The 24,073-nt window shown below is 64.5% G+C and carries 23 protein-coding genes; 11 read left to right on the plus strand and 12 right to left on the minus strand.

Translation table 11 applies throughout. The annotated features are described in order from the left end of the window. Positions 1–123: 123 nt before the first annotated feature. Positions 124–987, plus strand: coding sequence for an N-formylglutamate amidohydrolase (locus KPG71_RS08505; RefSeq protein ID WP_216337664.1), 864 nt, complete (start codon positions 124–126; stop codon positions 985–987). Here the strand turns inward: KPG71_RS08505 and KPG71_RS08510 are convergent. Beyond that, positions 966–1,577, minus strand: a complete 612-nt coding sequence (locus tag KPG71_RS08510) for a TetR/AcrR family transcriptional regulator (RefSeq protein WP_216337665.1) — start codon at positions 1,575–1,577, stop codon at positions 966–968. The genes KPG71_RS08505 and KPG71_RS08510 overlap by 22 nt on opposite strands. Positions 1,578–1,679: 102 nt before the next feature. Between KPG71_RS08510 and KPG71_RS08515 the strand changes: the two genes are divergently transcribed. Further along, a complete protein-coding gene (locus KPG71_RS08515; RefSeq protein ID WP_216337666.1) occupies positions 1,680–2,270 on the plus strand; it encodes an NAD(P)H-dependent oxidoreductase in 591 nt (196 codons plus the stop codon). Positions 2,271–2,273: 3 nt separating this feature from the next. Here the strand turns inward: KPG71_RS08515 and KPG71_RS08520 are convergent, their stop codons facing one another. Then, complete coding sequence (locus KPG71_RS08520) at positions 2,274–3,527, minus strand: DNA polymerase IV (RefSeq protein WP_216337667.1); 1,254 nt, start codon at positions 3,525–3,527, stop codon at positions 2,274–2,276. Positions 3,528–3,609: 82 nt separating this feature from the next. On the opposite strand from KPG71_RS08520, the gene KPG71_RS08525 reads away from it, so the two are divergent. After that, positions 3,610–4,041 carry an NUDIX hydrolase gene (locus tag KPG71_RS08525; protein ID WP_253196178.1) on the plus strand — a complete coding sequence of 144 codons (432 nt, stop codon included), beginning with the start codon at positions 3,610–3,612 and terminating at the stop codon, positions 4,039–4,041. Between the two features lie 7 nt (positions 4,042–4,048). Here KPG71_RS08525 and yihA read toward each other — a convergent pair whose 3' ends face one another. The 6 genes from yihA to KPG71_RS08555 all read right to left on the minus strand — a co-directional run bounded on the left by yihA (position 4,049) and on the right by KPG71_RS08555 (position 10,551). After that, positions 4,049–4,699 carry a ribosome biogenesis GTP-binding protein YihA/YsxC gene (gene yihA, locus KPG71_RS08530; RefSeq protein WP_216337668.1) on the minus strand — a complete coding sequence of 217 codons (651 nt, stop codon included), beginning with the start codon at positions 4,697–4,699 and terminating at the stop codon, positions 4,049–4,051. After that, on the minus strand, positions 4,696–5,445 hold the full coding sequence (locus tag KPG71_RS08535) for an MOSC domain-containing protein (protein ID WP_216337669.1): 750 nt from the start codon (positions 5,443–5,445) through the stop codon (positions 4,696–4,698). Before KPG71_RS08535 ends, yihA begins: the two co-directional genes overlap by 4 nt. Further along, positions 5,442–7,268, minus strand: a complete 1,827-nt coding sequence (yidC, locus tag KPG71_RS08540; protein WP_216337670.1) for a membrane protein insertase YidC — start codon at positions 7,266–7,268, stop codon at positions 5,442–5,444. The genes KPG71_RS08535 and yidC overlap by 4 nt, the downstream gene beginning before the upstream one ends. Before the next feature lie 113 nt (positions 7,269–7,381). Beyond that, a complete protein-coding gene (locus KPG71_RS08545; protein WP_216337671.1) occupies positions 7,382–8,911 on the minus strand; it encodes a bifunctional diguanylate cyclase/phosphodiesterase in 1,530 nt (509 codons plus the stop codon). A 54-nt stretch (positions 8,912–8,965) separates the two neighbouring features. Continuing rightward, positions 8,966–9,844 (minus strand): tRNA 2-thiocytidine(32) synthetase TtcA, encoded by an 879-nt coding sequence (gene ttcA, locus KPG71_RS08550; protein WP_216337672.1) that lies wholly within the window; start codon positions 9,842–9,844, stop codon positions 8,966–8,968. A 137-nt stretch (positions 9,845–9,981) separates the two neighbouring features. Next, positions 9,982–10,551: a TlpA disulfide reductase family protein gene (locus KPG71_RS08555; protein WP_216337673.1), complete on the minus strand. Its 570-nt coding sequence runs from the start codon at positions 10,549–10,551 to the stop codon at positions 9,982–9,984. 26 nt (positions 10,552–10,577) lie between these two features. On the opposite strand from KPG71_RS08555, the gene argH reads away from it, so the two are divergent. The 4 genes from argH to KPG71_RS08575 all read left to right on the plus strand — a co-directional run bounded on the left by argH (position 10,578) and on the right by KPG71_RS08575 (position 16,233). Further along, the gene (gene argH / locus KPG71_RS08560; protein ID WP_216337674.1) at positions 10,578–11,969 is read left to right on the plus strand and encodes an argininosuccinate lyase; all 1,392 of its coding nucleotides are present in this window, start codon (positions 10,578–10,580) and stop codon (positions 11,967–11,969) included. Further along, complete coding sequence (locus KPG71_RS08565) at positions 11,966–12,145, plus strand: argininosuccinate lyase (protein ID WP_216337675.1); 180 nt, start codon at positions 11,966–11,968, stop codon at positions 12,143–12,145. Before argH ends, KPG71_RS08565 begins: the two co-directional genes overlap by 4 nt. A 154-nt stretch (positions 12,146–12,299) precedes the next feature. Continuing rightward, positions 12,300–13,565, plus strand: coding sequence for a diaminopimelate decarboxylase (gene lysA, locus KPG71_RS08570; protein WP_216337676.1), 1,266 nt, complete (start codon positions 12,300–12,302; stop codon positions 13,563–13,565). A gap of 37 nt (positions 13,566–13,602) precedes the next feature. Beyond that, complete coding sequence (locus KPG71_RS08575; RefSeq protein WP_216337677.1) at positions 13,603–16,233, plus strand: TIGR02302 family protein; 2,631 nt, start codon at positions 13,603–13,605, stop codon at positions 16,231–16,233. A gap of 31 nt (positions 16,234–16,264) precedes the next feature. Here KPG71_RS08575 and KPG71_RS08580 read toward each other — a convergent pair whose 3' ends face one another. After that, entirely contained in the window at positions 16,265–17,176 is a 912-nt protein-coding gene (locus KPG71_RS08580; protein ID WP_216337678.1) for a zinc-ribbon domain-containing protein, read from the minus strand. A gap of 165 nt (positions 17,177–17,341) precedes the next feature. On the opposite strand from KPG71_RS08580, the gene KPG71_RS08585 reads away from it, so the two are divergent. The 4 genes from KPG71_RS08585 to KPG71_RS08600 are packed head-to-tail and all read left to right on the plus strand — an operon-like array spanning position 17,342 to position 20,250. Then, complete coding sequence (locus KPG71_RS08585; protein ID WP_216337981.1) at positions 17,342–18,019, plus strand: cell division ATP-binding protein FtsE; 678 nt, start codon at positions 17,342–17,344, stop codon at positions 18,017–18,019. Next, entirely contained in the window at positions 18,016–18,921 is a 906-nt protein-coding gene (locus tag KPG71_RS08590) for an FtsX-like permease family protein (protein ID WP_216337679.1), read from the plus strand. Before KPG71_RS08585 ends, KPG71_RS08590 begins: the two co-directional genes overlap by 4 nt. Beyond that, a complete protein-coding gene (locus KPG71_RS08595) occupies positions 18,918–19,652 on the plus strand; it encodes a 1-acyl-sn-glycerol-3-phosphate acyltransferase (protein ID WP_216337680.1) in 735 nt (244 codons plus the stop codon). The genes KPG71_RS08590 and KPG71_RS08595 overlap by 4 nt, the downstream gene beginning before the upstream one ends. Further along, complete coding sequence (locus KPG71_RS08600; RefSeq protein WP_216337681.1) at positions 19,636–20,250, plus strand: pyridoxamine 5'-phosphate oxidase family protein; 615 nt, start codon at positions 19,636–19,638, stop codon at positions 20,248–20,250. The genes KPG71_RS08595 and KPG71_RS08600 overlap by 17 nt, the downstream gene beginning before the upstream one ends. A 344-nt stretch (positions 20,251–20,594) precedes the next feature. Here KPG71_RS08600 and lpdA read toward each other — a convergent pair whose 3' ends face one another. The 3 genes from lpdA to odhB all read right to left on the minus strand — a co-directional run bounded on the left by lpdA (position 20,595) and on the right by odhB (position 24,073). Further along, positions 20,595–21,983 (minus strand): dihydrolipoyl dehydrogenase, encoded by a 1,389-nt coding sequence (gene lpdA, locus KPG71_RS08605; protein WP_216337682.1) that lies wholly within the window; start codon positions 21,981–21,983, stop codon positions 20,595–20,597. 90 nt (positions 21,984–22,073) lie between these two features. Further along, positions 22,074–22,469: an MAPEG family protein gene (locus tag KPG71_RS08610; RefSeq protein WP_216337683.1), complete on the minus strand. Its 396-nt coding sequence runs from the start codon at positions 22,467–22,469 to the stop codon at positions 22,074–22,076. Positions 22,470–22,546: 77 nt separating this feature from the next. Further along, a complete protein-coding gene (gene odhB / locus KPG71_RS08615; RefSeq protein WP_216337684.1) occupies positions 22,547–24,073 on the minus strand; it encodes a 2-oxoglutarate dehydrogenase complex dihydrolipoyllysine-residue succinyltransferase in 1,527 nt (508 codons plus the stop codon).

Consider the following 24,073-nt stretch of genomic DNA (forward strand, 5'->3'; position numbering starts at 1 on the left):
CCCAAAAAACAGGGGCGCGGAAAGCCGCGCCGGTGAGAGGGGTCTATAAAAGGAGTCGGACAGGGGATCAAGGGCTTTTAGAACGACAATTTCGGTCTATGATACCTCAATCACGGAGAGACCATGCCGAAAGCCGCTTATCACCTGATGCACCCGCAGCGCCGGACCACCGCGGTGGTCTTTGCATCTCCTCATAGCGGACGGGATTATTCGTGGTCTTTCCTGCGCCGAACCAACCTGAACGACCATACGGTGCGCAGTTCGGAAGATGCCTTTGTCGACCAGCTTTTTCAGGATGCGCCGCGCTATGGGGCGCCGCTCATAAAGGCCGGTGCGCCACGGGCGTATGTCGATCTGAATCGTTCGGAAGAAGAACTGGACCCGGCCCTGATCGAGGGGGTGCGCAAATCCGGGCACAACCCGCGGATCGCCTCGGGGTTGGGGGTCATTCCACGGGTCGTGGCCAACGGGCAGGCGATCTACACCGGCAAGATCACGATGGCCGAGGCGGAGCGCCGCATCCACACCTATTGGCGGCCCTATCACGAAGCCCTGAGCGCGCAACTGGATCAGGCGCATCTGATGTTCGGGCAGGCGATTCTGATTGATTGCCATTCCATGCCGCATGAGGCGATGGATACCATCGCGCGTACAGGTATCCGCCGTCCCGAGGTGGTGCTGGGGGACAGGTTCGGGGCCGCCGCCGCCCCCGGAATTGTGGATCGTATCGAAGAGGCTTTTACCTCGGCCGGGCTGGTCGTGACACGCAACACGCCCTTTGCCGGGGCCTATGTGACGCAATGCTATGGCCGCCCGTCACGCAATCGCCATGCGGTGCAGATCGAAATTGACCGGGCGCTTTACATGAACGAACAGTTGATCCGGCCCAATGGCCATTTCGAGGCGTTTCGCAACGTGCTGAACGGTGTGATCGCCGAGATCGCGGCAATCGGCCGCCCCGCGCATCAGGCGCTGGCGGCGGAGTGAGCAGCGGCGCTCTGGCTGCCGGGTAGCAGCCAGGCGGTCAGGTATTCGGATAGTCGTGTGCGCAGGGGCACCGTGTTGTTGATGGCGCAGAAGTTGAGCGCAATCGACTGAACGGAAAATGCCTGTATTCCCTGGGCCAGCAAATCGGGCGAGACATCGCTGCGAAATGGCCCGTCGGCCAGCCATTCGGCCACAACTGCGTCGTGCCGCGCAAAGGTTTCGGCGATGGGGCCGATGGCATCGCAGGCGGCGGCCCCGGAATGGCGCAGGATCACATCGAAAACATAGCGTTCACAGCTCATGAATTCGAGCAGAGGCAAGAGGGCATCCAGCAGATCGTCGATGGTTCGAGGGGGGCTGCGCAGCTCGATCCGGTCGAGATACGAGTCGATCTCGGCGCCGATCAGGATGTCCATCAATGCATCCTTGTCATGAAAATGCGCAAAGAAGGTGCCCTTGGCGACACCGGCCCGTTTGACCACTTCTTCGATACGCAGCCCTTCATAGCCGCATTCCGCGATGATCTGGCGCGCGGCGTCGGTCAGGCGGGCGCGGGTTTTCAGGGTTCTTTGTTGCACAGCACGGGCCATGAGCGTTGACATGCCATGAATTTTGACCGGGGTCAAATTTTATAATTGACCGTAGTCAATTTTTAAATATTAAAGTGACCGAGGTCAAATTTGGAGAGACTCATGTCACGGAAACGTATTTTCATCCTCGATGGGCACCCGGCCCGACAATCGCTGTGCCGGGGCCTTGCGGAAGCCTATTCAGACGCGGCACAGGCGGCGGGGCACAATGTGCGGTTGGTGCATCTGAACGATCTTGCCTTCGATATGGATTACGAGCGCGCGGGATATCGCGATCCGAAGCCGCTGGAACCGGCATTGGAGCAGGTGATGCAGGATATCGAATGGTGCGAGCATCTGGTGATGGTGACGCCCATGTGGTGGGGTGGCCTGCCCGCCAAACTGAAAGGGTTGTTCGACCGGGCGTTTCTGCCGGGGCGCAGTTTCGATACGCGGGTGACGAAACTGGGTATGCCTGCCCCCATGTTGGGGGGACGCAGTGCGCGGGTGGTTCTGACAGCCGACACTCCGGGCTGGTTCCTGCGGGTGATGTACGGCAACGCCATGATACGTCAGGTCCGGGGGCAGATCCTTGGGTTCGTGGGGATCAAGCCGACGCGGTTTACCTACTTCGCGGCGGCGAGCCATCCGAAAGACGGGCGGGCGCAGCGTTGGCTGGCAAAGGTAAGGCGTATCGGGGCGCAGGGGGCGTGAGCGTCAGCGCAGGGAGCGCCCCTTGCGAATCGCGTCACTGCCGAATTTCGCGCGGATACTGTCGGTGGCGCGTTCGGCCTTGCAGCGGCGCACCGCCTGCGGGTCCAGCAGATCGCCCGAGCGGTCGGCCCCGTCCTGTGGGATCAGGTCGGACAGCCCCACCCCGATCAGGCGATAGGGCGTCTGGCCGTCGACCTGATCCAATAACGCGCGGGTGGTACGATAGATCGTGTCGGCCATCTGAGTGGCGTCGCGCAGGGCGGTGCGGCGGGTCAGCTGGCTGTGGTCGGCGCGCTTGAGCTTGAGCGTGACCACCCGGCCCGCGATGCCCTTGGCCTTGGCGCGATCCGATACTTTTTCCGACAGGCGCCACAGATGCCCGTCGAGGATTTCGGTATCGGCGATATCCTGAGAGAAGGTGGTTTCGTTGGATACGGATTTGATCGGCGTATTGGCCGAGACGCGCCGCGCGTCCTGCCCGCGAGCAAGGTGCCAGAGCCGATCCCCCATCGACCCGAAGCGCGCGATCAGGTCCTGGCGGTCCCATCTGAGCAGGTCCGAGATGGTGCGGATGCCTGCCCTGTCCAGTGCACCGCGTGTGGCCTGCCCCACGCCCCAGATCAGGCTGACCGGCTTGTCATGCAGGAAATCGGCGGTTTCCGCCCTGCCGATCACCGAAAACCCGTGCGGTTTGTCGAGGTCCGAGGCGATCTTGGCGAGAAACTTGTTGTGCGACAGCCCGACCGAGCCGGTCAGCCCCAACTCGTCCCGCATACGTTTGATCAGCCGCGCCAGCATGGCGGCGGGGGGCGCACCATGCAGGCGGGCGGTGCCGGTGAGGTCCATGAAGGCCTCATCCAGCGACAGCGGCTCGACCGAGGGTGTCAGGTCTTCCATCATGGCGCGGATCTGGCGGGAAACCTGCGCGTAGACCTCCATCCTCGGTTTTTGCACCACCGCGTCGGGGCACAATGCAAGCGCCTTGAACATCGGCATGGCCGAACGCACGCCGCGAATGCGCGCGATATAGCAGGCGGTCGAAACCACCCCGCGCCGCCCGCCGCCGATGATCAGGGGCTTGTCGGCCAGATCGGGATTGTCGCGCTTTTCGACGCTGGCGTAGAAGGCGTCGCAATCCATATGGGCGATGGAGAGATCGAACAGCTCGTCATGGGCCACGACACGGGGGCTGCGGCAGGCGGGGCAGCGCGGGCCGGTATCGAATTCGGTCAGGCAGTCGCGGCAAAGGGCAGGCATTGCGGATCGGGCTGTTGCGGGCTTTGTCCGGGTTTGTAACGCGGATGCGTGCAGACTACACTGCTTGCGGGGAAAGGTCTGCATGAAAAGGCCGGAGGGGGACGCCATGCACGGGACCGAGCATTTCGACGGGACCAAGCTGTTTTTGTTTCTGGGGACTGAGTTGTTGACGATCCGGCGCGACGAGCGACTGGATATTCCATGGCCGGGGCGCTTGGATGTGCCGGGCGGCGGGCGTGAAGCGGGCGAAACGCCGACTGATTGCGTCCTGCGCGAAACCCGCGAGGAGGTTGGCCTGATCCTGACACCCGACGATCTGATCTGGCAGCGTTTTTATAACAAACCCATCCGCGCATGGTTCTTTGCGGCTCATCTGCCGGGGGACCGTGTGCAGGACGTGGTTTTTGGCGACGAGGGCACGGGATGGGCCCTGATGCCGCCCAATGAATATGCCGCCCATGCGCAGGCCATCCCGCATTTCCGCGACCGGTTGAGTGCCTATTTGCGCGGTTGACCCACGGTTACTCCAGGGTGGCGACAATAGCGCGCAGGGTTGCGATCCCTTCGCCTTTTTCGCTGGAGGTCAGAACCAGTTCGGGGAAGGCGGCGGGGTGTTTCGCCAGCTTGCCGCGAACCTGATCCAGCACTTTTTCGCGCTCACCCGCCTTCAGCTTGTCGGCCTTGGTCAGAACGCATTGGAACGTCACGGCGGAACTGTCCAGCAGGCTCATGATCTCCTCGTCCACCGCTTTGATCCCGTGGCGCGCGTCGATCAGCACGAAAGCCCGGCGCAGGTTGGGGCGGCCCGACAGGTATTGCTTGAGTAGTCTTTGCCACGCCTCGACCTTGGGAAGCGGCGCGTTGGCGAAACCATAGCCGGGAAGATCGACCAGGTAATGGCTTTCGCCCAGGGTGAAAAAGTTGATTTCCTGCGTGCGGCCCGGCGTGTTCGAGGCGCGCGCAATGGCCTTGCGACCGGTCAGCGCATTGATCAGGCTGGATTTCCCGACGTTCGAACGCCCGGCAAAACACACTTCGGCCCGGTCGGCGGCGGGCAGGCCCGACATGGCGACGACCCCCTTGAGGAAATCGACCGGCCCGGCAAAAAGTTTGCGGCCCTGTTCCGATGTCTGGTCGTCCGGCGCTTCGGCCAGTGGAAAAGGCAGGGTCATGTCAGCACCTCGATGGTATCGCCGGTGGCGATGTCGCCGCTTTTCACCACCTCGGCGTAGACACCGAAATTCTGGTGTCCGAACCGGGTATTCAGCGTGCCGAGCGTGTCGGCGTCGCGCTGCCCGGTTGCGGGATTGGCGGTGGTGGCCATGCAGCGTTTGATCGGTTCGCGCACCTGCACCTCGGCTTCGCCGATCCGCAGCGTATGACCGATCCAGTCGAACTCGGCCCAGGCGGGCAGGCCGGACAGGTGGACATTTCCCCGCCACCGCAGGGGGGAAATATCCTGATCCATGGCTTGGGTCATGGCGTCGTTCGACGCCAGGTTCAGCAGGCTGACCGAGGGATAATCGGTATCGGTCATGCCCCGGCCGGGCACACGCACCAGCCGCGTGGATTGCGCCCGGTTGGCGGGCATCAACGGGCGCACCCAGTCCAGAAACGCCTGCGCTTGCCCGTCGGGATCGAAGGTCAGGTCAGGCCGGTCGGGGTGGCTGAGTGTGACAGTGCCGGCCTGCGGGTCGCTTTGTGCGTCGATGGCCATGAGCGAGGCCGCTTTCGCGCCGCGCGAAAATTCGGCGCAAGGCGACCATGCGCTGTTGTCGGCTTTGGCGAGTTCATGGGCCACGGCCCATCGCCGGTCCCATGGCATGGTCTGTCCGGCGGTCAGCGTCACCCGGTCAAGTGGTTCGCGTCCATGCGACTTGATCGGGTGACGCCAGAGGGCGGCGACCCGGCCGGTCATTTCTGATCCGACCGGGACTTGCGTTTGAAGCTGGATTTGATGTTGCCCAGAACGTCGGGTTTATACCCCTGAGTGCGCATGATCAGGTATTGTTGCGAGAACGTGATCGTGTTGTTCGCAATCCAGTAGATCACCAGCCCGCTGGCAAAGCTGCCCAGCATGAACATGAACACCCACGGCATCCACGCAAAGATCATCTGTTGCGTCGGGTCGGTGGGGGCCGGGTTCAGCTTTTGCTGGAGCCACATCGAGATCCCCAGAAGCAGCGGCAAAATCCCGATGAAGATGAGCGCGAGGATCGAGCCGGGCTCGGGCGTGCCCCAGGGGAGAGCCCCCCAGAGGTTATAAAGCGAGGACGGGTCGGGTGCGGACAAGTCCTTGATCCAGCCGATCCAGGGCGCATGGCGCAACTCCAGCGTGACGAAGATCACCTTGTAGAGCGAAAAGAAGATCGGGATTTGCAAAAGGATGGGCAGGCAGCCCGAGGCCGGGTTGACCTTTTCCTTCTTGTAAAGCTCCATCATCTGCTTTTGCAGCGCCTGCCGGTCGTCGCCCGCCGCTTCCTTGATTTGCTCCATCTGCGGCTGAAGTTCCTTCATCTTCGCCATCGAGACGTAGGATTTGAAGGCCAGCGGCAGCAGTAGCGCCTTGATGAACAGCGTGAGGCCGATGATCGCCCACCCCATCGAGCCGGTCAGGCCCATGCCCGCCAGAGTCGCGTTCAGCCAGTGCAGCACGGCGAAAATCGGCTTGGTCAGGAAAAAGAACCAGCCCCAGTCGATCGAGTCGAGGAAACGGTCGATTCCGGCATCGTTCTGATAGCTGCGGATCGTGGCCCATTCCTTGGCCCCGGCGAACAGCCGGGTGGACACAGTGGCGCTCTGCCCCGGTTCCAGGGTCACGGTGCGCTGCTTGGACGTGGTCTGATAGATGTCGCGGCGGGTGTCCCTGAAGGTGGTGAAACGCGCGCCCGCATCGCCGGGAATCAGCGTCGTCATCCAATAATGGTCGGTGAAGCCGATCCAGCCGCTTTCCTCGACGGCGCTTTCCTTGTGGTCCGACGCCGGTTCGAAATCGTCGTAATTGGTCTCGGCCAACTCGCCATCGACCATACGAATGGCGCCTTCGTGCAGGATGAAGAAGTTCTTCAGGTCGGCGGGTTCGCCATGTCGTGCCAGAATGCCGTAAGGGGCCAGCGATGCGGTTGCGCTGCCAGTGTTTTCGACGGCCTGGGTGACTGTGAACATGAAATCTTCGTCAACGCTGATTTCACGGCGGAATGTCATCCCGGCCCCGTTGTCCCAGACCAGGGTCAGGGGGCTGTCAGGGGTCAGCGTATCGCCGCTTTCCACCTGCCACATGGTGTTGGCGCCGGGCACCGTTTCGGCGTTCAGCCCCTGGCCGGGGGCCCAGCCGAACAACGCATAATAGGCGTTGTCGCTGCCCACGGGCGACAAGAGCGTGACGATGTCGGAGCCGGGTTCGAGCGTTTCGCGGTATTTGCGCAGGGCCAATTGGTCGATCCGGCCGCCCAACAGTGAAACGGAGCCTTCCAGGCTGGGCGTTTCGATCGCAACGCGCGGCGCGTCGGAGGCGGTATCGGTTCCTGCGGCTTCGGTCGCGGGATCGGTCGCATCCGTGGCGGTGCGTGGGGCCGAAGCGGTGCCCGACGCAGTGGTGTCGGCGCTTGTTTCGGTTTGGGTGGTGGCCGTCGTGTCGGCGTCTTGCGGTGTGTCGGGCGGCGGGAACAGCACGAACCAGACCAGGATCACGATGAAGCTGAGCGCTGTCGCAAGGATTAGGTTCTTGTTCTGATCATCCATCGCAGATGGCCACCCGTCTCTGTTTTCAGTCACCGCGGTTCAACAGAGTGCGAGGCCAAAGGTCAAGGGGATTCCGGGAAATACGGGCAATGGGAGGTGATTGTCTGACCGTGTCAGCCTGCGGTTCGCGCGATACCGGGAAGCTGTGCCAGGCGGTTGCTGTGGCGGGCGGCCCATGCGGGCATGTCGGCGGCGGGCATCGGGTGGCCAATTCCGAATCCCTGCACATGCCCGCACCCGAGCTGTGCAAGCATGGCGTGCTCTCCGGCGGTCTCCACGCCTTCGGCGAGGGTTTCCAGCCCGAGGCGCTCGGACATCGACAGGATGGCCGACACCATACGTTGCTGATCCCGGTCGCTGTCGATACCGGTCACGAAGGAGCGGTCGATCTTGAGCCGACCCACCGCGAGGCGGCGCAGCGACGACAACGAGGCATGTCCCGTGCCGAAATCGTCCAGGTCGATCAGGCATCCAAGACGCGCCAGGGCATTGATGTTGCGGGTCACGGTATCGCCGGGGGATTGGGCGACGACGGTTTCGAGCACTTCGATGGCCAGCCGGTCGGGTGCAATCTCGTGCCGGTCCAGTTCCCAGCTGATATGATTGACGATACCGGGCTGTCGCAGTTCCGTTGGCGACAGATTCAGCCCGATACGGGGGACATAGAGGCCCGATGCCTGCCATTCGCTCAGGGTGGTCAGGCAGTGTTCGAGCATCGTTCGTCCAAGGGCCTCAAGCTGTCCGGTCTGTTCCAGCAGTGGCAGGAAGTCCGCAGGCCCGAGAATGCCACGGGTGGGATGATTCCAGCGTGCAAGGGCCTCCACCCCGCTGAGGGCGCCGTTGTCGGTCGAGATCTGCGGCTGGAACCACGGCAGGAATTCACCATGGTTCAATGCGCGGGTCAGTTCGTCATCCGCAAGACGCGCACGGGTCGGCAGCCGCCGCATATCCAGGGCAAAGGCGCGGATGGACGAGGGGCCGCTGCGGCGGGCTTCGTCCAGGGCGAGTTCGGCGGCGTCCACAAGCGCCCGTCCGGTCGACCGTGTCAATTGCGTGTCGAGGCACAGGCCGGTCGATACGGTTGGGCAGGCGGTTAGATTGTTCAGTGATACGGGCTCTTCCGCTGCCGCGTGCAGCCGCTTGGCGATATGCAGCGCGGCATCAATGGTCAGCCGCCGCGAGGGGCGCAGCGCGATTGCCAGTTTTCCGGTGTTCAATTCAAAAATCTGATCCCCCCGGCGCAACATCCTGTCGAGACGGTTCAGTGTATGGCGCGAAATGTCTTCGGCGGCATCGGGATTGAATTGACGGATCAGATCGTCGGACTCGTCGATCTGAAGCAGAATACAGGCGGTGTGTGCCGAACGCCTTCGGGCCGTGCGTATGGCGGCATCCAGCGCTGTGCAGAGCGGCTCCCGGTCGGTGCGTTGCGCCGGATGTGCCCCGTTAAGACGCATGATGACGCCTGTCATGAGAAACGTGGCGGGCAGGCCCAGAACCAGTGACATAAGGACCGTTTGAGCGCCGAAGGCGATGCTGCCCACCGCCAGCCCGGCCAGAAGCATCAGAATCGCGAGGTTCTCGCGCGTGGGCAATGCGCGTGCCCGATGCGGTTTGAGATCCTTGTTTTGCGATTGTGGCATGTGCCGCGCTCCGACCGTGTGGGGCGACCTTAGCCCCCGGTCGTCAACAGCGGCTTAACGCAGCCGGGGCAGGGCCTCGGGATTTGCGTCAACTTTTAGCGACCCTCGCTCCAACCCTTCGAAATCAAAGAGTTTCGGGTCGAGTAAATGCGAGGGGCGGGCGTTCATCAGGGCGCGGAACATCACCTGACGGCGACCGGGCGAGTTGGCTTCCCAACCATCCAGAATCTGCTTGACCTGCTGGCGTTGCAAGCCGTCTTGCGAGCCGCAGAGATCACAGGGAATGATCGGGTAATTCATTGATTTCGCGAATTTTTCGCAATCCGCCTCGGCGACGAAGGCCAGCGGGCGATACACGAACAGATCGCCCTCTTCGTTGACCAGCTTGGGTGGCATGGTGGCCAGCCGTCCGCCGTGAAAGAGGTTCATGAAAAAGGTTTCGAGAATGTCGTCGCGGTGATGGCCGAGCACCACTGCCGAACATCCCTCTTCGCGGGCAATGCGATAGAGATTGCCGCGCCGGAGGCGGGAGCAGAGCGCGCAATAGGTGCGGCCCTGCGGCACCTTGTCGACCACGACGGAATAGGTGTCCTGATATTCGATCCGGTGCGGAACGCCTTTGTTTTCAAGGAATTCCGGCAACACGGTGGCCGGGAAGCCGGGCTGACCCTGATCCAGATTGCAGGCCAGAATCTCGACCGGCAGAAGGCCGCGCCATTTCAGTTCGTGAAGGACGGCGAGAAGGGTGTAGCTGTCTTTTCCGCCCGAAAGGCAGACCAGCCATTTGGGGGGCGTGTCGGATTTTTCGACCATGCCGAAGTGGTCGATCGCCTCGCGCGTCTGGCGGACGATGCGTTTTCGCAGCTTCTTGAACTCGGTGGTCGAGGGGGCACCGGCAAAGAGCGGATGGATATCTTGGGCGTCGTCCAGCATGAGGAGCCTTTAGGGAATTTCCATTCGCCGGACAAGGGGCCGCGTTTCGTACAAAACGTACAAAGCGTGCGCGGGTTTTGTACGAAAATCGGGGGGTGTGCGGAAAATTGCGTCCATCAGAGACGCAAATCAGCCGTTCAGCCGTCGCCTGCCTGCCCCTCGATCAGCGCGGTGAGAATCGCTTTGGCGCTGTCGGAGTTCCAGTGGGCGTCGCCCTGCATCCGGGCGATTTCCTGGCCCTCGGGGTCGAGGATCACGGTGATGGGTAGGCCGAACACGCCCATCTGGCGGGCCAGCGCGCTTTTGGGGTCGCGGTGGAGCGGCAGGTTGTCGACGCCGATGTCGTCGAAGAACTTTTTCATCGCGGGGGGCGGGTTGCGGCCCGTGGCGATGGTGACGACCTCAAACGCATCGCCGCCCAGATCGGCCTGAAGCTCGGAGAGCATGGGCATTTCCTTGCGGCAGGGCGCGCACCATGTGGCCCAGAAATTCAGCACCACATGCTTGCCCGCGTAATCGGCCAGCGTGCCCGATGTGCCGTCTTCGCGTTCGAACGCGACCGACGACACGGGTTGCGGCGTTTCATGGAAGGTCAGCTTTTTCATGTCGCCCGAGCGCAGGGCGTTCAGCGCGGCGGTGTCGGCCAAGGCGGCGTTTGCACCGAGCGCGAGCGCCATATAAAGGAGACCGTAACGAATGAACTTCATTTTCCCTCCGAAGGGCTGAGACAGACATGACCGACACGACCTCGAACCAGATGTGGGGCGGCCGCTTTGCCGCCGGACCGGACGCGATCATGGAGGCGATCAATGCCTCGATCGGGTTCGACAAGCGGATGGCGGCACAGGATATTGCCGGGTCGCGTGCCCATGCCGCCATGCTGGCGGCGACGGGCATTGTCAGTGATAGTGATGGCGAGGCGATGAGGGAAGGGCTGCTCACGGTCTTGTCAGAGATCGAAGGCGGAAGTTTCGAGTTTTCGACCGCGCTGGAAGACATTCACATGAATGTGGAGGCGCGGCTGAAAGAGATCATCGGCGATGCGGCGGGGCGGCTGCATACGGGCCGCAGCCGCAACGATCAGGTGGCCACGGATTTCCGGCTGTGGGTGCGCGACCAACTGGATGCCACCGAGGGCGCGCTGCTGGCGCTGATCGGCGCGCTGCTGGTGCAGGCCGAGGCGGGCGCCGAATGGGTGATGCCGGGATTCACTCATCTGCAAACCGCGCAGCCCGTCACATGGGGGCATCACATGATGGCCTATGTGGAAATGTTCGGCCGTGACCTGAGCCGGGTGCGCGATGCGCGCGCGCGGATGAACGAATGCCCCTTGGGGGCGGCGGCGCTGGCGGGCACGTCCTTTCCGATCGACCGCGAGATGACGGCGCGCGAACTGGGGTTCGACCGGCCCTCGGCCAATTCGCTGGATGCGGTGAGCGACCGGGATTTCGCGCTGGAATTCCTGAGTACGGCCAGCATTTGCGCCATGCACCTGAGCCGCATGGCCGAGGAACTGGTGATCTGGTCCAGCGCGCAGTTCCGGTTCGTGGCGCTGTCGGATCGGTTCTCGACCGGGTCCAGCATCATGCCGCAGAAGAAGAACCCGGACGCCGCCGAACTGATCCGCGCCAAGATCGGGCGGATTTTCGGGGCGAACGTGGCGCTGATGACGGTGATGAAGGGGCTGCCGCTGGCCTATTCCAAGGACATGCAGGAGGACAAGGAACAGGTGTTCGACGCCGCCGACAACCTGATGCTGGCGCTGGCCGCGATGGAGGGTATGGTGCGCGATATGAGCGCGAACCGCGACAATCTGGAAGCCGCCGCCGGGTCGGGCTTTTCCACGGCGACCGATCTGGCCGACTGGCTGGTGCGGGTGCTGGGCATGCCGTTCCGCGACGCGCATCACGTGACCGGGTCGCTGGTGGCGCTGGCCGAGGGCAAGGGGTGCGACCTGCCCGAGTTGAGCCTTGAGGACATGCAATCGGTGCATGGCGATATCACGCAGGCGGTCTATGATGTGCTGGGCGTGCATAATTCGGTCGCCTCGCGGATGAGCTATGGCGGCACGGCGCCCGAACTGGTGCGCGCGCAGGTCGCGCGCTGGAAGGAGATGCTGGGATGACACGGATTTTCGCGGCTCTGATGCTGGCGGCCCTTGCCGGGTGCGGCGCGGATGGAGAGCCGATTCGCCCGACGGCACAGGCCAATGTCGGCGTTGGCTCGCACGGGGTGAGCGGCTCGGTCGGAACGACGTTGCGGCGCGGCAATGTCAGCGTCGGGATGGGTGTGGCCCTGTGAGGCGGGCCGCTGTTTTTCCCGTCCGGGTGCCGGGCGGGGTTGAAACGGCGGGATTTTGAGTATTTTTGCCAAGAAGAAGCAGGGGCGTGGCGCCCCGGATTGCAGCCGCCCGGTGCAGTGGTAAGGGGCGGCTGGGCGTAAAGGGACGCGGGTCATGGACCATTTTCTGTATAAAAACGGGCAGTTGTTTGCCGAGGATGTGCCGGTGGCCGAGATCGCCGAGGCGGTGGGCACGCCGTTCTATTGCTATTCCACCGCCACGCTGAGCCGGCATTTCCGTCTGTTTGACGAGGCGTTGGACGGCACCGAGCATCTGGTGTGCTACGCGATGAAGGCGGCAAGCAATCAGGCGATCCTGAAAACGCTGGCGGCGCTGGGCGCTGGGATGGACGTGGTTTCAGGCGGGGAATATGCCCGCGCGCGTGCGGCGGGCGTTCCCGGTGAGCGGATCGTGTTTTCCGGTGTCGGCAAGACGCGCGAGGAAATGCGCGCCGCGCTGGAGGGCGGTATTCGGCAGTTCAACGTGGAAAGTGAGCCGGAGATGGCGGCGCTGAATGCGGTGGCCGAGGCGTTGGGCGTCAAGGCCCCGATCGCGGTGCGGGTGAACCCGGATGTAGACGCGAAAACCCATGCCAAGATCGCGACCGGCAAGAGCGAGAACAAGTTCGGTATCCCGATTGCACGCGCCCGTGAGGTTTATGCCGAAGCCGCCGCCATGCCGGGGCTGGAGGTGGTCGGGATCGACGTGCATATCGGCAGCCAGCTGACCGAGCTTGAGCCGTTCCGTCTGGCCTATGAAAAGGTGGCGGAGTTGACGGAAATGCTGCGCAAGGACGGGCACGACATTCGGCGGCTGGATCTGGGCGGGGGGCTGGGTATTCCTTATACCCGGTCGAACGAGGCACCGCCCCTGCCGACGGAATACGGCCAGTTGATCAAGGATACGCTGGGGCATCTGGGCTGCGAGATCGAGATCGAGCCGGGGCGTCTGGTGGTCGGTAATGCCGGTATTCTGGTGAGCGAGGTCATCTATCGCAAATCCGGCGAGGGGCGCGATTTCCTTATCCTCGACGCGGCAATGAACGATCTGATCCGCCCCGCCATGTATGACGCGCATCACGATATCGTGCCGGTGCAGGAACCCGCGCCGGGGGCCGAACAGGCCGCCTATGACGTGGTGGGGCCGGTGTGCGAATCGGGGGATACCTTTGCGAAGGGGCGCATGTTGCCGCCGGTGGGCGCGGGCGATCTGGTGGCGTTTCGCAGCGCCGGGGCCTATGGTGCGGTGATGTCGAGCGAGTACAACACCCGCCCGCTCATCCCCGAAGTGTTGGTGCATGGGCATCAATTCGCCGTCATCCGGCAGCGTCCGACCTTTGACGAGATCATAAAACGCGATACCATTCCCGAGTGGCTGTGACCCGAAAGGCGTGTCCGGCCACGAACTGGAGCGGAGCATGCCAAGGCAAACGACCCCTCTGACCCCGGTGCTGAACCGGCTGCGGCGGCCCCTGACCCTGACATGGGCGGGGTTGATCGCCGAACGGATCGTGCGTGCCTTCTGGCCGGTCTGGACCGTGATCGCGGCCTGTGCGGCGGCGTTGATACTGGGATTGCATGACAGTCTGCCGCTGGAACTGGTCTGGTCGGCGATGATCGCCGCACTGTTGGCGCTGCTGGTGTTCGCCGGTCTGGGCGCGCGGGCGTTTCGCTGGCCGGGGCGGGAGGATGCGCTGGCGCGGCTGGACGCCAGCCTGCCGGGGCATCCGCTGACCGCGTTGCAGGATGCGCAGACGGTGGGCAGCGGCGATCCGGCTTCGGAGGCGCTGTGGCGGGCCCATCAGGCCCGGATGGCCGAGCGCGCGGCGCAGGCGCGTGCGGTGGAGCCGGACCTGAAGCTGGCGCGGAACGATCCGTTCGGGTTGCGCTATGTCGCCCTGTTGGGGCTGGTGGTGGCGCTGTTGTTCGGCTCGGTCTGGCGGGTGGGCAGCGTGGCGGGGCTAACGCCGGGCGGAGGCACGGCGCTGGCCGGTGGCCCGGCCTGGGAAGGCTGGATCGAACCGCCCGCCCATACCGGATTGCCGAGCCTCTACCTGAACGATCAGAAAGGCGAGATCGAGGTGCCCGAGGGCAGCCGCGTGACCCTGCGCCTTTATGGCGAGGTGGGCGCGCTGAGCGTGTCGGAAACCGTCTCGGACCGGACAGCGGATATCGGTGCGGCCACCGATCCCGAACAGGCCTTTGACATCACCCGCGCCGGAACACTGACCATCGACGGCCCCGGCGGGCGTACATGGGACATTCTGGCGCTGGCCGACCTGCCGCCTGCGGTGGAGGTGTTGAGAGAGGGCGCCGAGACCACGTTCGACGGGCAGATGAGCCAGCCGTTCAGTGCCTCGGACGATTACGGGGTGACGGGCGGGACGGCGACCTTCCGTCTGGATATGGCGGCGCTGGAGCGCCGGTACGGGCTGTCGGCCGAACCCGAGCCGCGCGAGCCGATCACGCTGGACCTGCCGATGCCGATCACCGGCGACCGGGCGGACTTTACCGAGACGCTGATCGACAACCTGTCGCAGCATCCCTGGGCGCATCTGCCGGTGACGCTGGAATTGCGGGTCGAGGATGCCAGCGGCAATACCGGGCGCAGCACGCTGGAAAAGATGGCCCTGCCCGCAAGGCGGTTTTTCGATCCGCTGGCGGCGGCGGTGATCGAACAGCGCCGCGACCTGCTGTGGTCGAAAACCAATGCGAAGCGGGTGACGCAGGTGCTGCGCGCGGTGTCGTACCGGCCCGAAGACGGGTTGTTTCGCCGGGAAACCGATTATCTGAAACTGAGGGTGATCCTGCGGCGGCTGGAAACGCTGCTGCGCCATGACAGCCTGACGGACGAGGCGCGGGACGGGACCGCACAGGCGCTGTGGGATCTGGCGATTGCACTGGAAGAAGGCGATATCGGCGACGCGCTGGAGCGAATGCGCGCGGCGCAGGAGCGGCTGAGCGAGGCGATGAAGAACGGCGCCAGCCCCGAAGAGATCGAGCGGCTGATGCAGGAGTTGCGCGAGGCGACCAACGATTACATGCGCCAGAAGCTGCAGCAGGCGCAGCGCGATCAGCAGAATGGCGATCAGGATCAGATGGGCCAGACGCCCGAGGATGCCATGCGCATGACCCAGCAGGATTTGCAGGACATGATGGACCGCATCCAGGAGCTGATGGAACAGGGCCGCATGGCCGAGGCGCAGCAGGCGCTGGAAGAGTTCCAGCGGATGATGGAAAACATGCGCGTCACCCAGGGCCAGGGAGGCCAGCAGGGCCAGAACCCCGGCCAGCAGGCGATGGAGGGGCTGGCCGAAACCCTGCGCAACCAGCAGGGGCTGTCGGACGAGGCGTTCCGTGATTTGCAGGAACAGTTCAATCCCGATGCGCAGGCCGGGCAAGACCAGGGCAACGAAGGGCGCGATGGCGGGCAGGGCCGCGGCCAGAGCCACCAGCAACAAGGCCAGCAGGGGCAAGGCCAGGGCGGTCAGCCGGGCCAGCCCGGCGGACAGGGGCAGCAACCCGGCGACCGGCAGGCCGAGCAAGGCGGACCGGGGGGCGATCTGGCCGACCGGCAGGAGGCGCTGCGCCGCGAACTCGAGCGCCAGCGCGGGAACCTTCCCGGCGGCGGCAGCGAGGCCGGAGAGGCCGCGCGCGAAGCGCTGGAGCGGGCCGACCGCGCCATGGAAGGCGCCGAAGAGGCGCTGCGCGGCGACGATCTGGCCGAGGCGCTGGACCGTCAATCGGAGGCGATGGAAGCCCTGCGCGACGGGATGCGCAACCTTGGCGAAGCCATGGCCGAGGACCGCCGCCAGCAACAGGGCGGACAGGGGCAGGCGCGTGGCGAGGTGGGCCAGCAACAGTCCGATCCGCTGGGCCGCCTGTCAGGAGAGGGCAGCCAGGTCGGCACGCAGGATTCGCTGTTGCAAGGCGAGGACGTCTATCGCCGGGCGCGCGAATTGCTGGATGAAATCCGCCGCCGCTCGGGCGAGGGTGAACGCCCGGATATCGAACTGGATTATCTCAAACGCCTGCTGGACAGGTTCTAGACGCGCATCGCGCCATTCCCCGCCGGTCGTTTTACCCCATGAAGGACGCGATTGTCTGGGCAAGCCATGTGCGCAAGCCGTTGATGGCGGTGACATAGCTGGCCATGACCGGCTCGAGCGCGGGGTGGAGCCCGGCGATTTGAGGGGCGAACACGTAGATCAGCGTCAGGAGCGCGAACAGAAGCACCGCCAGCGTGAACCCGCGGCGGAACCCGCCGGATTTCTGCGGCGTGGCTTCGGCGGTTTGTATGACGACGGCCGTGTCGGACCGGGGCGTGCGGTCGGAATCGAGCGAGGAATTGATTTCGTCGATATCGGGAAACAGGTTGCGCCGCGAGTCGGGGTCGATATCGGCGTGTTCGTCTTCCTCGGCCCCGGCAAAGCTGTCGCGGCTGCCGGTGTCTTCTTCGGCGATTTCCTCGCCGCGCAGGCGGGCCATGCGTTCGCGTGCTTCCCGGCTGCGCCGGTCCTGTTCGGACTGGTCGTCGAGCCCCATCTCGGTCTGGGTTTCCAGGCCGCCGCTTTCGGCTTCGCGGGCCTTGTGCTCGCGCTCGGCCTCGGCGCGCAGGAGGTCGCGAATGGTCGGGTCCAGTTCGCGCCGCTGCGTGGCGGCGGGCCGGGGGGTGTCCTGAACCTGTTCGGCGGTGTGTTCGGGGGCGTCGCCATCGGCCCCGGATACGTCGGCGTCCGGCGCTGCGGGGGCGGGGGTGTCGTCCTGGGGAGTGACGTCGTATTCGGGCTCGGAGTCTTCGGGCGGAAGGTCGGGCTCGGGCGCTTGCGCGATGTCCTGTTCGGCCTCGTCGTCCGGGGCTGGCATGTTATCGGGGTGATGCTGAAACCATGTGTCGCCACAGTTCGAGCATTGCACATCGCGCCCCGTTTCGGGGATCACTTCGTCGGGCACTTCGTATTGAGCCCCGCAATTCGGGCAAGTCAGCCTCATGTTGCCACCTGTCGCCTGCCAGCAGTATCCGCTTGTTTATCCTTGCAAGGAGCATAGGCTGTAAAGCCCTGTTGCGAAAGGGCAAAGCATTTGCCCCCTGTAATCATTGCACATGTGTGTTCTCTGAGGCATTTAGAGGCGGTGGGTGCGAACAAGGGGGCAGGTTTGATCGAGCTGGAGAATGTGGCCTACAGCTATGGCGGGGGCGAGTTGCTGAGTGATATTTCATTGCAGCTTCAGCCCGGATCGTTCCATTTCCTGACCGGCCCTTCGGGCGCGGGCAAGACGACCCTGCTCAAGCTGTGTTACGGGGCGCTGTTGCCGACAACGGGCGATGTGCGCCTGTTCGGGACGGATGTGCGCGGGATGGAGCGGGACGATATCGCGCTGTCGCGCCGCCGGATCGGGGTGGTGCATCAGGATTGCCAGTTTCTGGATCACCTGAGCGTGTCCGAAAACATCGCGCTGCCGCTGATGGTGTCGGGGCGCGACCTGCTGGCCGAGGCGGCGAACCTCAAGGAACTGACGAACTGGGTGGGGCTGACATCGCGTGCCGAGGCCCGCCCGCCGGAACTGTCAGGCGGCGAACGCCAGCGCGCGGCGCTGGCGCGTGCGGTCATCATGTCGCCCGACGTGGTGCTGGCGGACGAGCCCACGGGCAACGTGGACTGGGAAATGTCGCAGCGCCTGCTGCGCCTGCTGGTCGAACTGAACCGTATGGGCAAGACGATCATGATCGCCACCCACGATCTTGCGCTGATCCGGGCGGCCAAGGCGCATGTGCAGGCGCGGGTGTTGCGGATTTCGAACCGGCACCTGCAACTGGCGGGGGCGGATCTGTGACAATCGACATTGCGAAACTGAGCGAACTGGTGGTCGGCGATACGCAGGCCGACCGGGTTGTGCCGCCCACCGGGTTCACCGCGCGGCTGACGCTGTTCAGCGCTGCCGCGATGGCGTTTCTGGCGGTGTTCGCGCTGGCGCTGTCGCTGGCCACGGGGCGGCTGGCGGCGCGGTGGGGCGACGAGCTGGCGCGCAGTTCGACGATCCGGATTTCCGCGCCCGAGGGGCAGTTGGCCGCGCAGACCGATGCGGCTCTGAAACTGCTGGACACCACGCGTGGCGTGGCCAGTGCAAGGGCGCTGGACGGGGACGAGCAGCGCGCCCTGCTGGAGCCGTGGTTCGGCCCCGACCTGCCGGTGGACAGCCTGCCGATCCCGCAACTGATCGAAGTGATCGAGGATGACGAGGGGTTCGACCCGCAGGGGTTGCGCCTGCGCCTGTCCGCCGAGGTGCCCGGCGCGGTGCTGGACGATCACACCCGCTGGCGCCGGCCGCTGGCCGAGGCGGCGGGACGCCTGCGCCTGCTGGGCTGGGTCTCGCTGTTGCTGATCGGCGGGGCGACGGCGGCGATGATCACGCTGGCGGCCAACGCGGCGCTGGCAGCCAATACGCAGGTGATCACCGTGCTGCGGCTGGTGGGCGCGCGCGACGTCTATATCGCACGGGCCTTCGTGCGCCGCTTTACCCTGCGGGCGCTGGGCGGCGCGGCGGTTGGCATGGTGCTGGGATGTGCCGCGATCCTGCTGTTGCCGTCGGCGCAGACGGAGGGCGGGTTCCTGACCGGGCTCGGGTTTCAGGGCTGGCACTGGATCTGGCCGCTGATCATTCCGCCGCTGGCGGCGGCGGTGGCCTTTGCCGCCACCCGCGCGGCGGCGATCAGGACATTGAAGGACATGCCATGAGCCACGCTGTGCAATGGGTGCGTTCGCTGATTTTCGTGGTCAACATCTATGCGATGATGGGGGTCATGGGGATCGTCTTTTTCCCCTGGGCGGTGATCAGCCGCCGCGGTGCGCTGACCGCCTGTCATACCTGGTGCCGCTGGGTGCGCTGGAGCGCGCGCTGGATGGTGGGCCTGCGCACCGAGGTGCGCGGCACGCCCCCCGCTGACGAAGTCCTGATCGCGGCCAAGCACCAGTCGTTCCTGGATATCATCCTGATTTTCGGCGCGGTTCCGGCGGGTAAGTTCATCATGAAGCGCGAATTGATGTGGGCCCCGGTGATCGGGCAATATGCGCTGAAGATCGGTTGCGTTCCGGTGGACCGGGGCAAACGCAGCCAGGCCATCAAGAAGATGGTCACGGACGTGGCCAAGGGCCGCCAGCAGCCGGGGCAGCTGATCATCTATCCGCAGGGCACACGCATCGCACCGGGCGTCAAGGCGCCCTACAAGGTGGGCACCGGGGTTCTCTATGAGGAACTGGGGCAGGATTGCGTACCGGTGGCGGCCAATGTGGGCGTGTTCTGGCCGCGTAAGGGGATCATGCGCAAGCCGGGAACGGCGGTGGTGGAGTTTCTGCCGCGCATCCCTGCGGGCCGGTCGCGCCCCGAGTTCATGGCTCAATTGGAGGACGAGGTCGAAACCGCCTCGGTCCGGCTAATGAAGGAGGCGGGATTTGACCCCGAAGGTTGAATATATCCACGACATCGCCGCGTTGGAGGCCCTGTATGGCAAGCCCGGTGCGGCCAGCCTGCGCAAGGTGACGACCCATCTGACGCCGCTTTACCGCAAATGGATCGCGAAATCGCGGTATTGCATCATTTCGACAGTGGGCCCCGAAGGCACCGATGGCAGCCCGCGCGGCGAGGACGGGCCGGTGGTGACCGAACTGGACAACCGGACGCTGGCCCTGCCCGACTGGCGTGGCAACAACCGTCTGGACACGCTGCGCAATATCGTCAGCGACGGGCGGATTTCATTGCTGTTCATGGTGGCGGGGTCCAACACGGTGGTGCGGATCAACGGGCAGGCACGGGTCACGGCGGATGAACAGGTGCGGGCGATGTTCAACCGGCAGGGCAAACAGCCCGCCACGGTGATCGTCAACAAGATCGGCGAGGTTTACACGCAATGCGCCCGCGCCTCGATCCGGGCGGGGATATGGGGGCGCGACGACAGCAAAGGCTTGCCGACGGTGGGCGAAATGCTGGCGGAAACGAGCAATGGCGAAGAAGGCGGCACGGAATACGATGCGGCCTGGATGGACCGGGCGATCAAGACGCTCTGGTGAGGGGTTGCGCGGTTTGCGGGCGGACAGACCTGCGGTGGCCGTGAGGGTCAGGATGCGGGGTCTGGTCCGTTCACGACGATTGATCAGGGCGTAACGGGCCGCGCCTGGCCCTGGGTGGGCGCAACACAACGTCTGGGCAGCGAGATGTGCTCGCAAGAATAGATGTCGTCAGAGGTATTAACGACATCGCCAAAGCGCCCTCCCGTGGGGAGGGTCGGGCGCGGCCCGGCCTTTCAGTCCGGGCCAGATCGTTGGCTGTTATGGTGATGAACACGTGCTTTCATAGTGTCAAGGCGGCCCAGTTGGGCCGCCTTTCGCATCGTTCGCCGAATTGATCGCTGCCCTCAGCTGTGGATCGGGCCGTCGCCACAGGCGAGGGCCGCTTCGCGCACGGCTTCGGAATAGGTGGGGTGGGCGTGGCAGGTGAGGGCGATGTCCTCGGCGGCGGCGCCGAATTCCATCGCGACGCAGATTTCGTGGATCAGCTCGCCTGCCGCCGGGCCGATGATATGCGCGCCGAGCACGCGGTCGGTCTCCTTGTCGGCCAGCAGCTTGACAAAACCGTCGCCCGCGAAATTCGCCTTGGCGCGGCCATTGCCCATGAACGAGAACTTGCCGACCTTGTAGGCACGGCCCGCTTCCTTGAGCTGGTCTTCGGTCTGGCCCACGGCGGCGACCTCGGGGTGGGTGTAGATCACGCTGGGGATGACATCGTAATTCACATGGCCGTGCTTGCCGGCGATCACCTCGGCGGCGGCCATGCCTTCGTCTTCGGCCTTGTGGGCCAGCATCGGGCCGGCGACGGCATCGCCGATGGCGTAAATGCCCTCGACACTGGTGTGCCAGCGTTCGTCGATCACGATCTGTCCGCGATCCGAGAGTTTCACGCCGAGCGCGTCGAGGCCGAGGCCATCGGTATAGGGTTTGCGGCCCGTAGCGACGAGCACCACGTCGGCATCGAGCGTGTGCTCGCTGTTGTCCTTGCGCAGCTTGTAGTTCACCTTGGCCTTGGTCTTGAGCGTTTCGACCGATTGCACGGCGGCGCCCATGATGAAGCCGAGCCCCTGTTTCTTGAGCAGGCGCTGGAATTGTTTCTGCACCTCGCCGTCCATGCCGGGGGTGACGTGATCGAGGAATTCCACGACCGTGACCTCGGTGCCGAGGCGGGTATAGACCGAACCCAGTTCCAGCCCGATCACGCCCGCGCCGATCACGACCATCTTTTTCGGGATCTTGGGCAGGTCCAGTGCGCCGGTGGAGGTGACGACGGTTTTCTCGTCCACCTCGACGCCGGGTAGGGAGGAGGCTTCGGAGCCGGTGGCGATGATGATGTTCCTGGCCTCGTGAACCTCATCGCCGACCTTGACCTTGCCCTTCTCGGGGATCGAGCCCCAGCCCTTGAGCCAGTCGATCTTGTTCTTCTTGAACAGGAATTCGATGCCCTTGGTGTTCTGGCCGATCACGTCGTCCTTGTAGGACAGCATCTGTTTCCAGTCGACCGAAGGGCTTTTGCCCTTGAGGCCCATCTTGGCGAAGTTGTGCTCGGCCTCGTGCAACTGGTGGGAGGCGTGGAGCAGCGCCTTGGAGGGGATGCAGCCCACGTTGAGACAGGTGCCGCCCAGGGTCTCGCGGCCCTCCACACAGGCGGTTTTCAGGCCGAGTTGGGCGCAGCGGATGGCGGCGACATAGCCGCCGGGGCCGGAGCCGATGACGATGACGTCATAGTTTGCCATTGGGATTTCCTTTCGGTTGAGCGGGTTTGGGGGCGCTGCCCCCGTCGCCCGTTGGGCGACTCCCCCGGAGTATTTCGGGAAAGATGAAGGTCATATCAGGGCCGCCAGAAGCATCAGCACGGTGGCGAAGAAGCCCACGGCCCAGATCAGCGAGCGCCAGGGCCGCCAGCCGTAGTAATAGGCGGGAATGTAGAGGGCGCGCGCGCCCAGATAGGCGAAGGCGCAGGCGGCGGTGAGGGCGGTGGACTGGCCCGAGAGTATGATGACGGTGCAGGCGATGGTGAAGAGGATCAGCCCTTCGAAATGGTTGTTCAGCGCGCGTTGCAGGCGACCGGTGGTGACCGAAAGCTCGCGCGAGGGGGCGCGGTCACGCGCGGAGGAGGTATAGCCCGGCCCAAGTTCGAGATTGGCGGGGATGGCGAAGAGCAGGTACTGGAGGACCTGGAGCAGCGCGGCGAGGGTGAGGGCGGTGAGTTCGGGGGTCATGGAGTGTTCCGTGCGGAGGCGCGGTGCGCAGTGAATGCGCACCCTACGGGGGGCAGGGTGCGCGGTTCATTGCAGGATTACAAATCCATCAGCAGGCGACGCGGGTCTTCCAGGGCCTCTTTGACGCGGACGAGGAAGGTCACGGCGCCTTTGCCGTCGACGATGCGGTGATCGTAGCTGAGCGCCAGGTACATCATGGGCCGCGCGACGATTTCGCCGTTCACCACCATCGGGCGTTGCTGGATCTTGTGCATGCCCAGGATACCCGATTGCGGCGGGTTGAGGATGGGTGAGGACATGAGCGAGCCGTAGACGCCGCCGTTGGAGATGGTGAAGGTGCCGCCCTGCATTTCGGCCATGCTGAGCTTGCCGTCGCGGGCGCGGGCGCCTTTTTCGGCGATGGCTTTCTCGATGTCGGCGAAGGACATGGAATCGGCGTCGCGGATCACCGGCACGACAAGGCCGGTGGGGGTGCCGGCGGCGATGCCCATGTGGACGAAGTTCTTGTAGACGATGTCGGTGCCGTCGATTTCGGCGTTGACCTCGGGAACCTCTTTCAGGGCGTGGCAGCAGGCCTTGGTGAAGAAGGACATGAAGCCCAGCTTGACGCCGTGCTTCTTGAGGAACTCGTCCTTGTATTCGTTGCGCAGCGCCATCACCTCGGTCATGTCCACCTCGTTATAGGTGGTGAGCATGGCGGCGGTGTTCTGGCTGTCCTTGAGGCGGCGCGCGATGGTCTGGCGCAGGCGGGTCATCTTGACGCGTTCCTCGCGGGCGGCGTCATCCGCCGAGACCGGGGCGCGCGGGGCCTGTGCCGGTTGGGCCGAGGCGGCGGGGGCTGCCGCGGTGGCGGCAGCGGCGGCCTTGGCGACGTCTTCTTTCATCACGCGGCCATCGCGGCCCGAGCCCTGCACCTGATCGGCGGGGATGCCTTTTTCGGCCATCGCCTTTTTGGCCGAGGGGGCATCTTCGACATCCTTGCCGGATGTTTTGCCCGAGGCGGCGGCGGGGGCCGCTTCGGATTTGGCGGGGGCCGCAGCGGCGGCGCCGTCGCCCGAGGCCATCACGGCCAGCTTGCCGCCGGCCTGCACGGTGTCGCCTTCGCCGGCGATGATTTCGCTGAGCGTGCCCGAGGCGGGGGCGGGAACCTCGACCGAGACCTTGTCGGTTTCCAGTTCGCAGAGCATTTCATCCTGCGTGACGCTGTCGCCCACCTGTTTGAACCATGTCGAGACGGTGGCCTCGGTCACGGATTCGCCAAGGGTGGGAACCATGACATCGACACTGCCGCCCGAGGCGCTGCCGCTGTCGGCGGCTTTGGGGGTGTCTTCGGCCTTGTCCGGGGCGGGCGCGGGGGCCGCGCCCTGGCCTTCGGAGATGGTGGCCAGCAGGGCATCGACGCCCACGGTGTCGCCTTCGGCGGCGACGATTTCGCCAAGGGTGCCCGCGACGGGCGAGGGCACTTCGACAGTGACCTTGTCTGTTTCCAGCTCACACAGCATCTCGTCGGCGGCAACGGTATCGCCGGGTTTCTTGAACCATGTGGCGACGGTGGCCTCGGTCACGGATTCGCCGAGCGTGGGGACGCGAACTTCGGTAGACAT

The organism is Roseovarius sp. PS-C2 (genome assembly GCF_018862045.1).
In the GTDB taxonomy this organism is placed as follows: Bacteria; Pseudomonadota; Alphaproteobacteria; order Rhodobacterales; family Rhodobacteraceae; genus Roseovarius.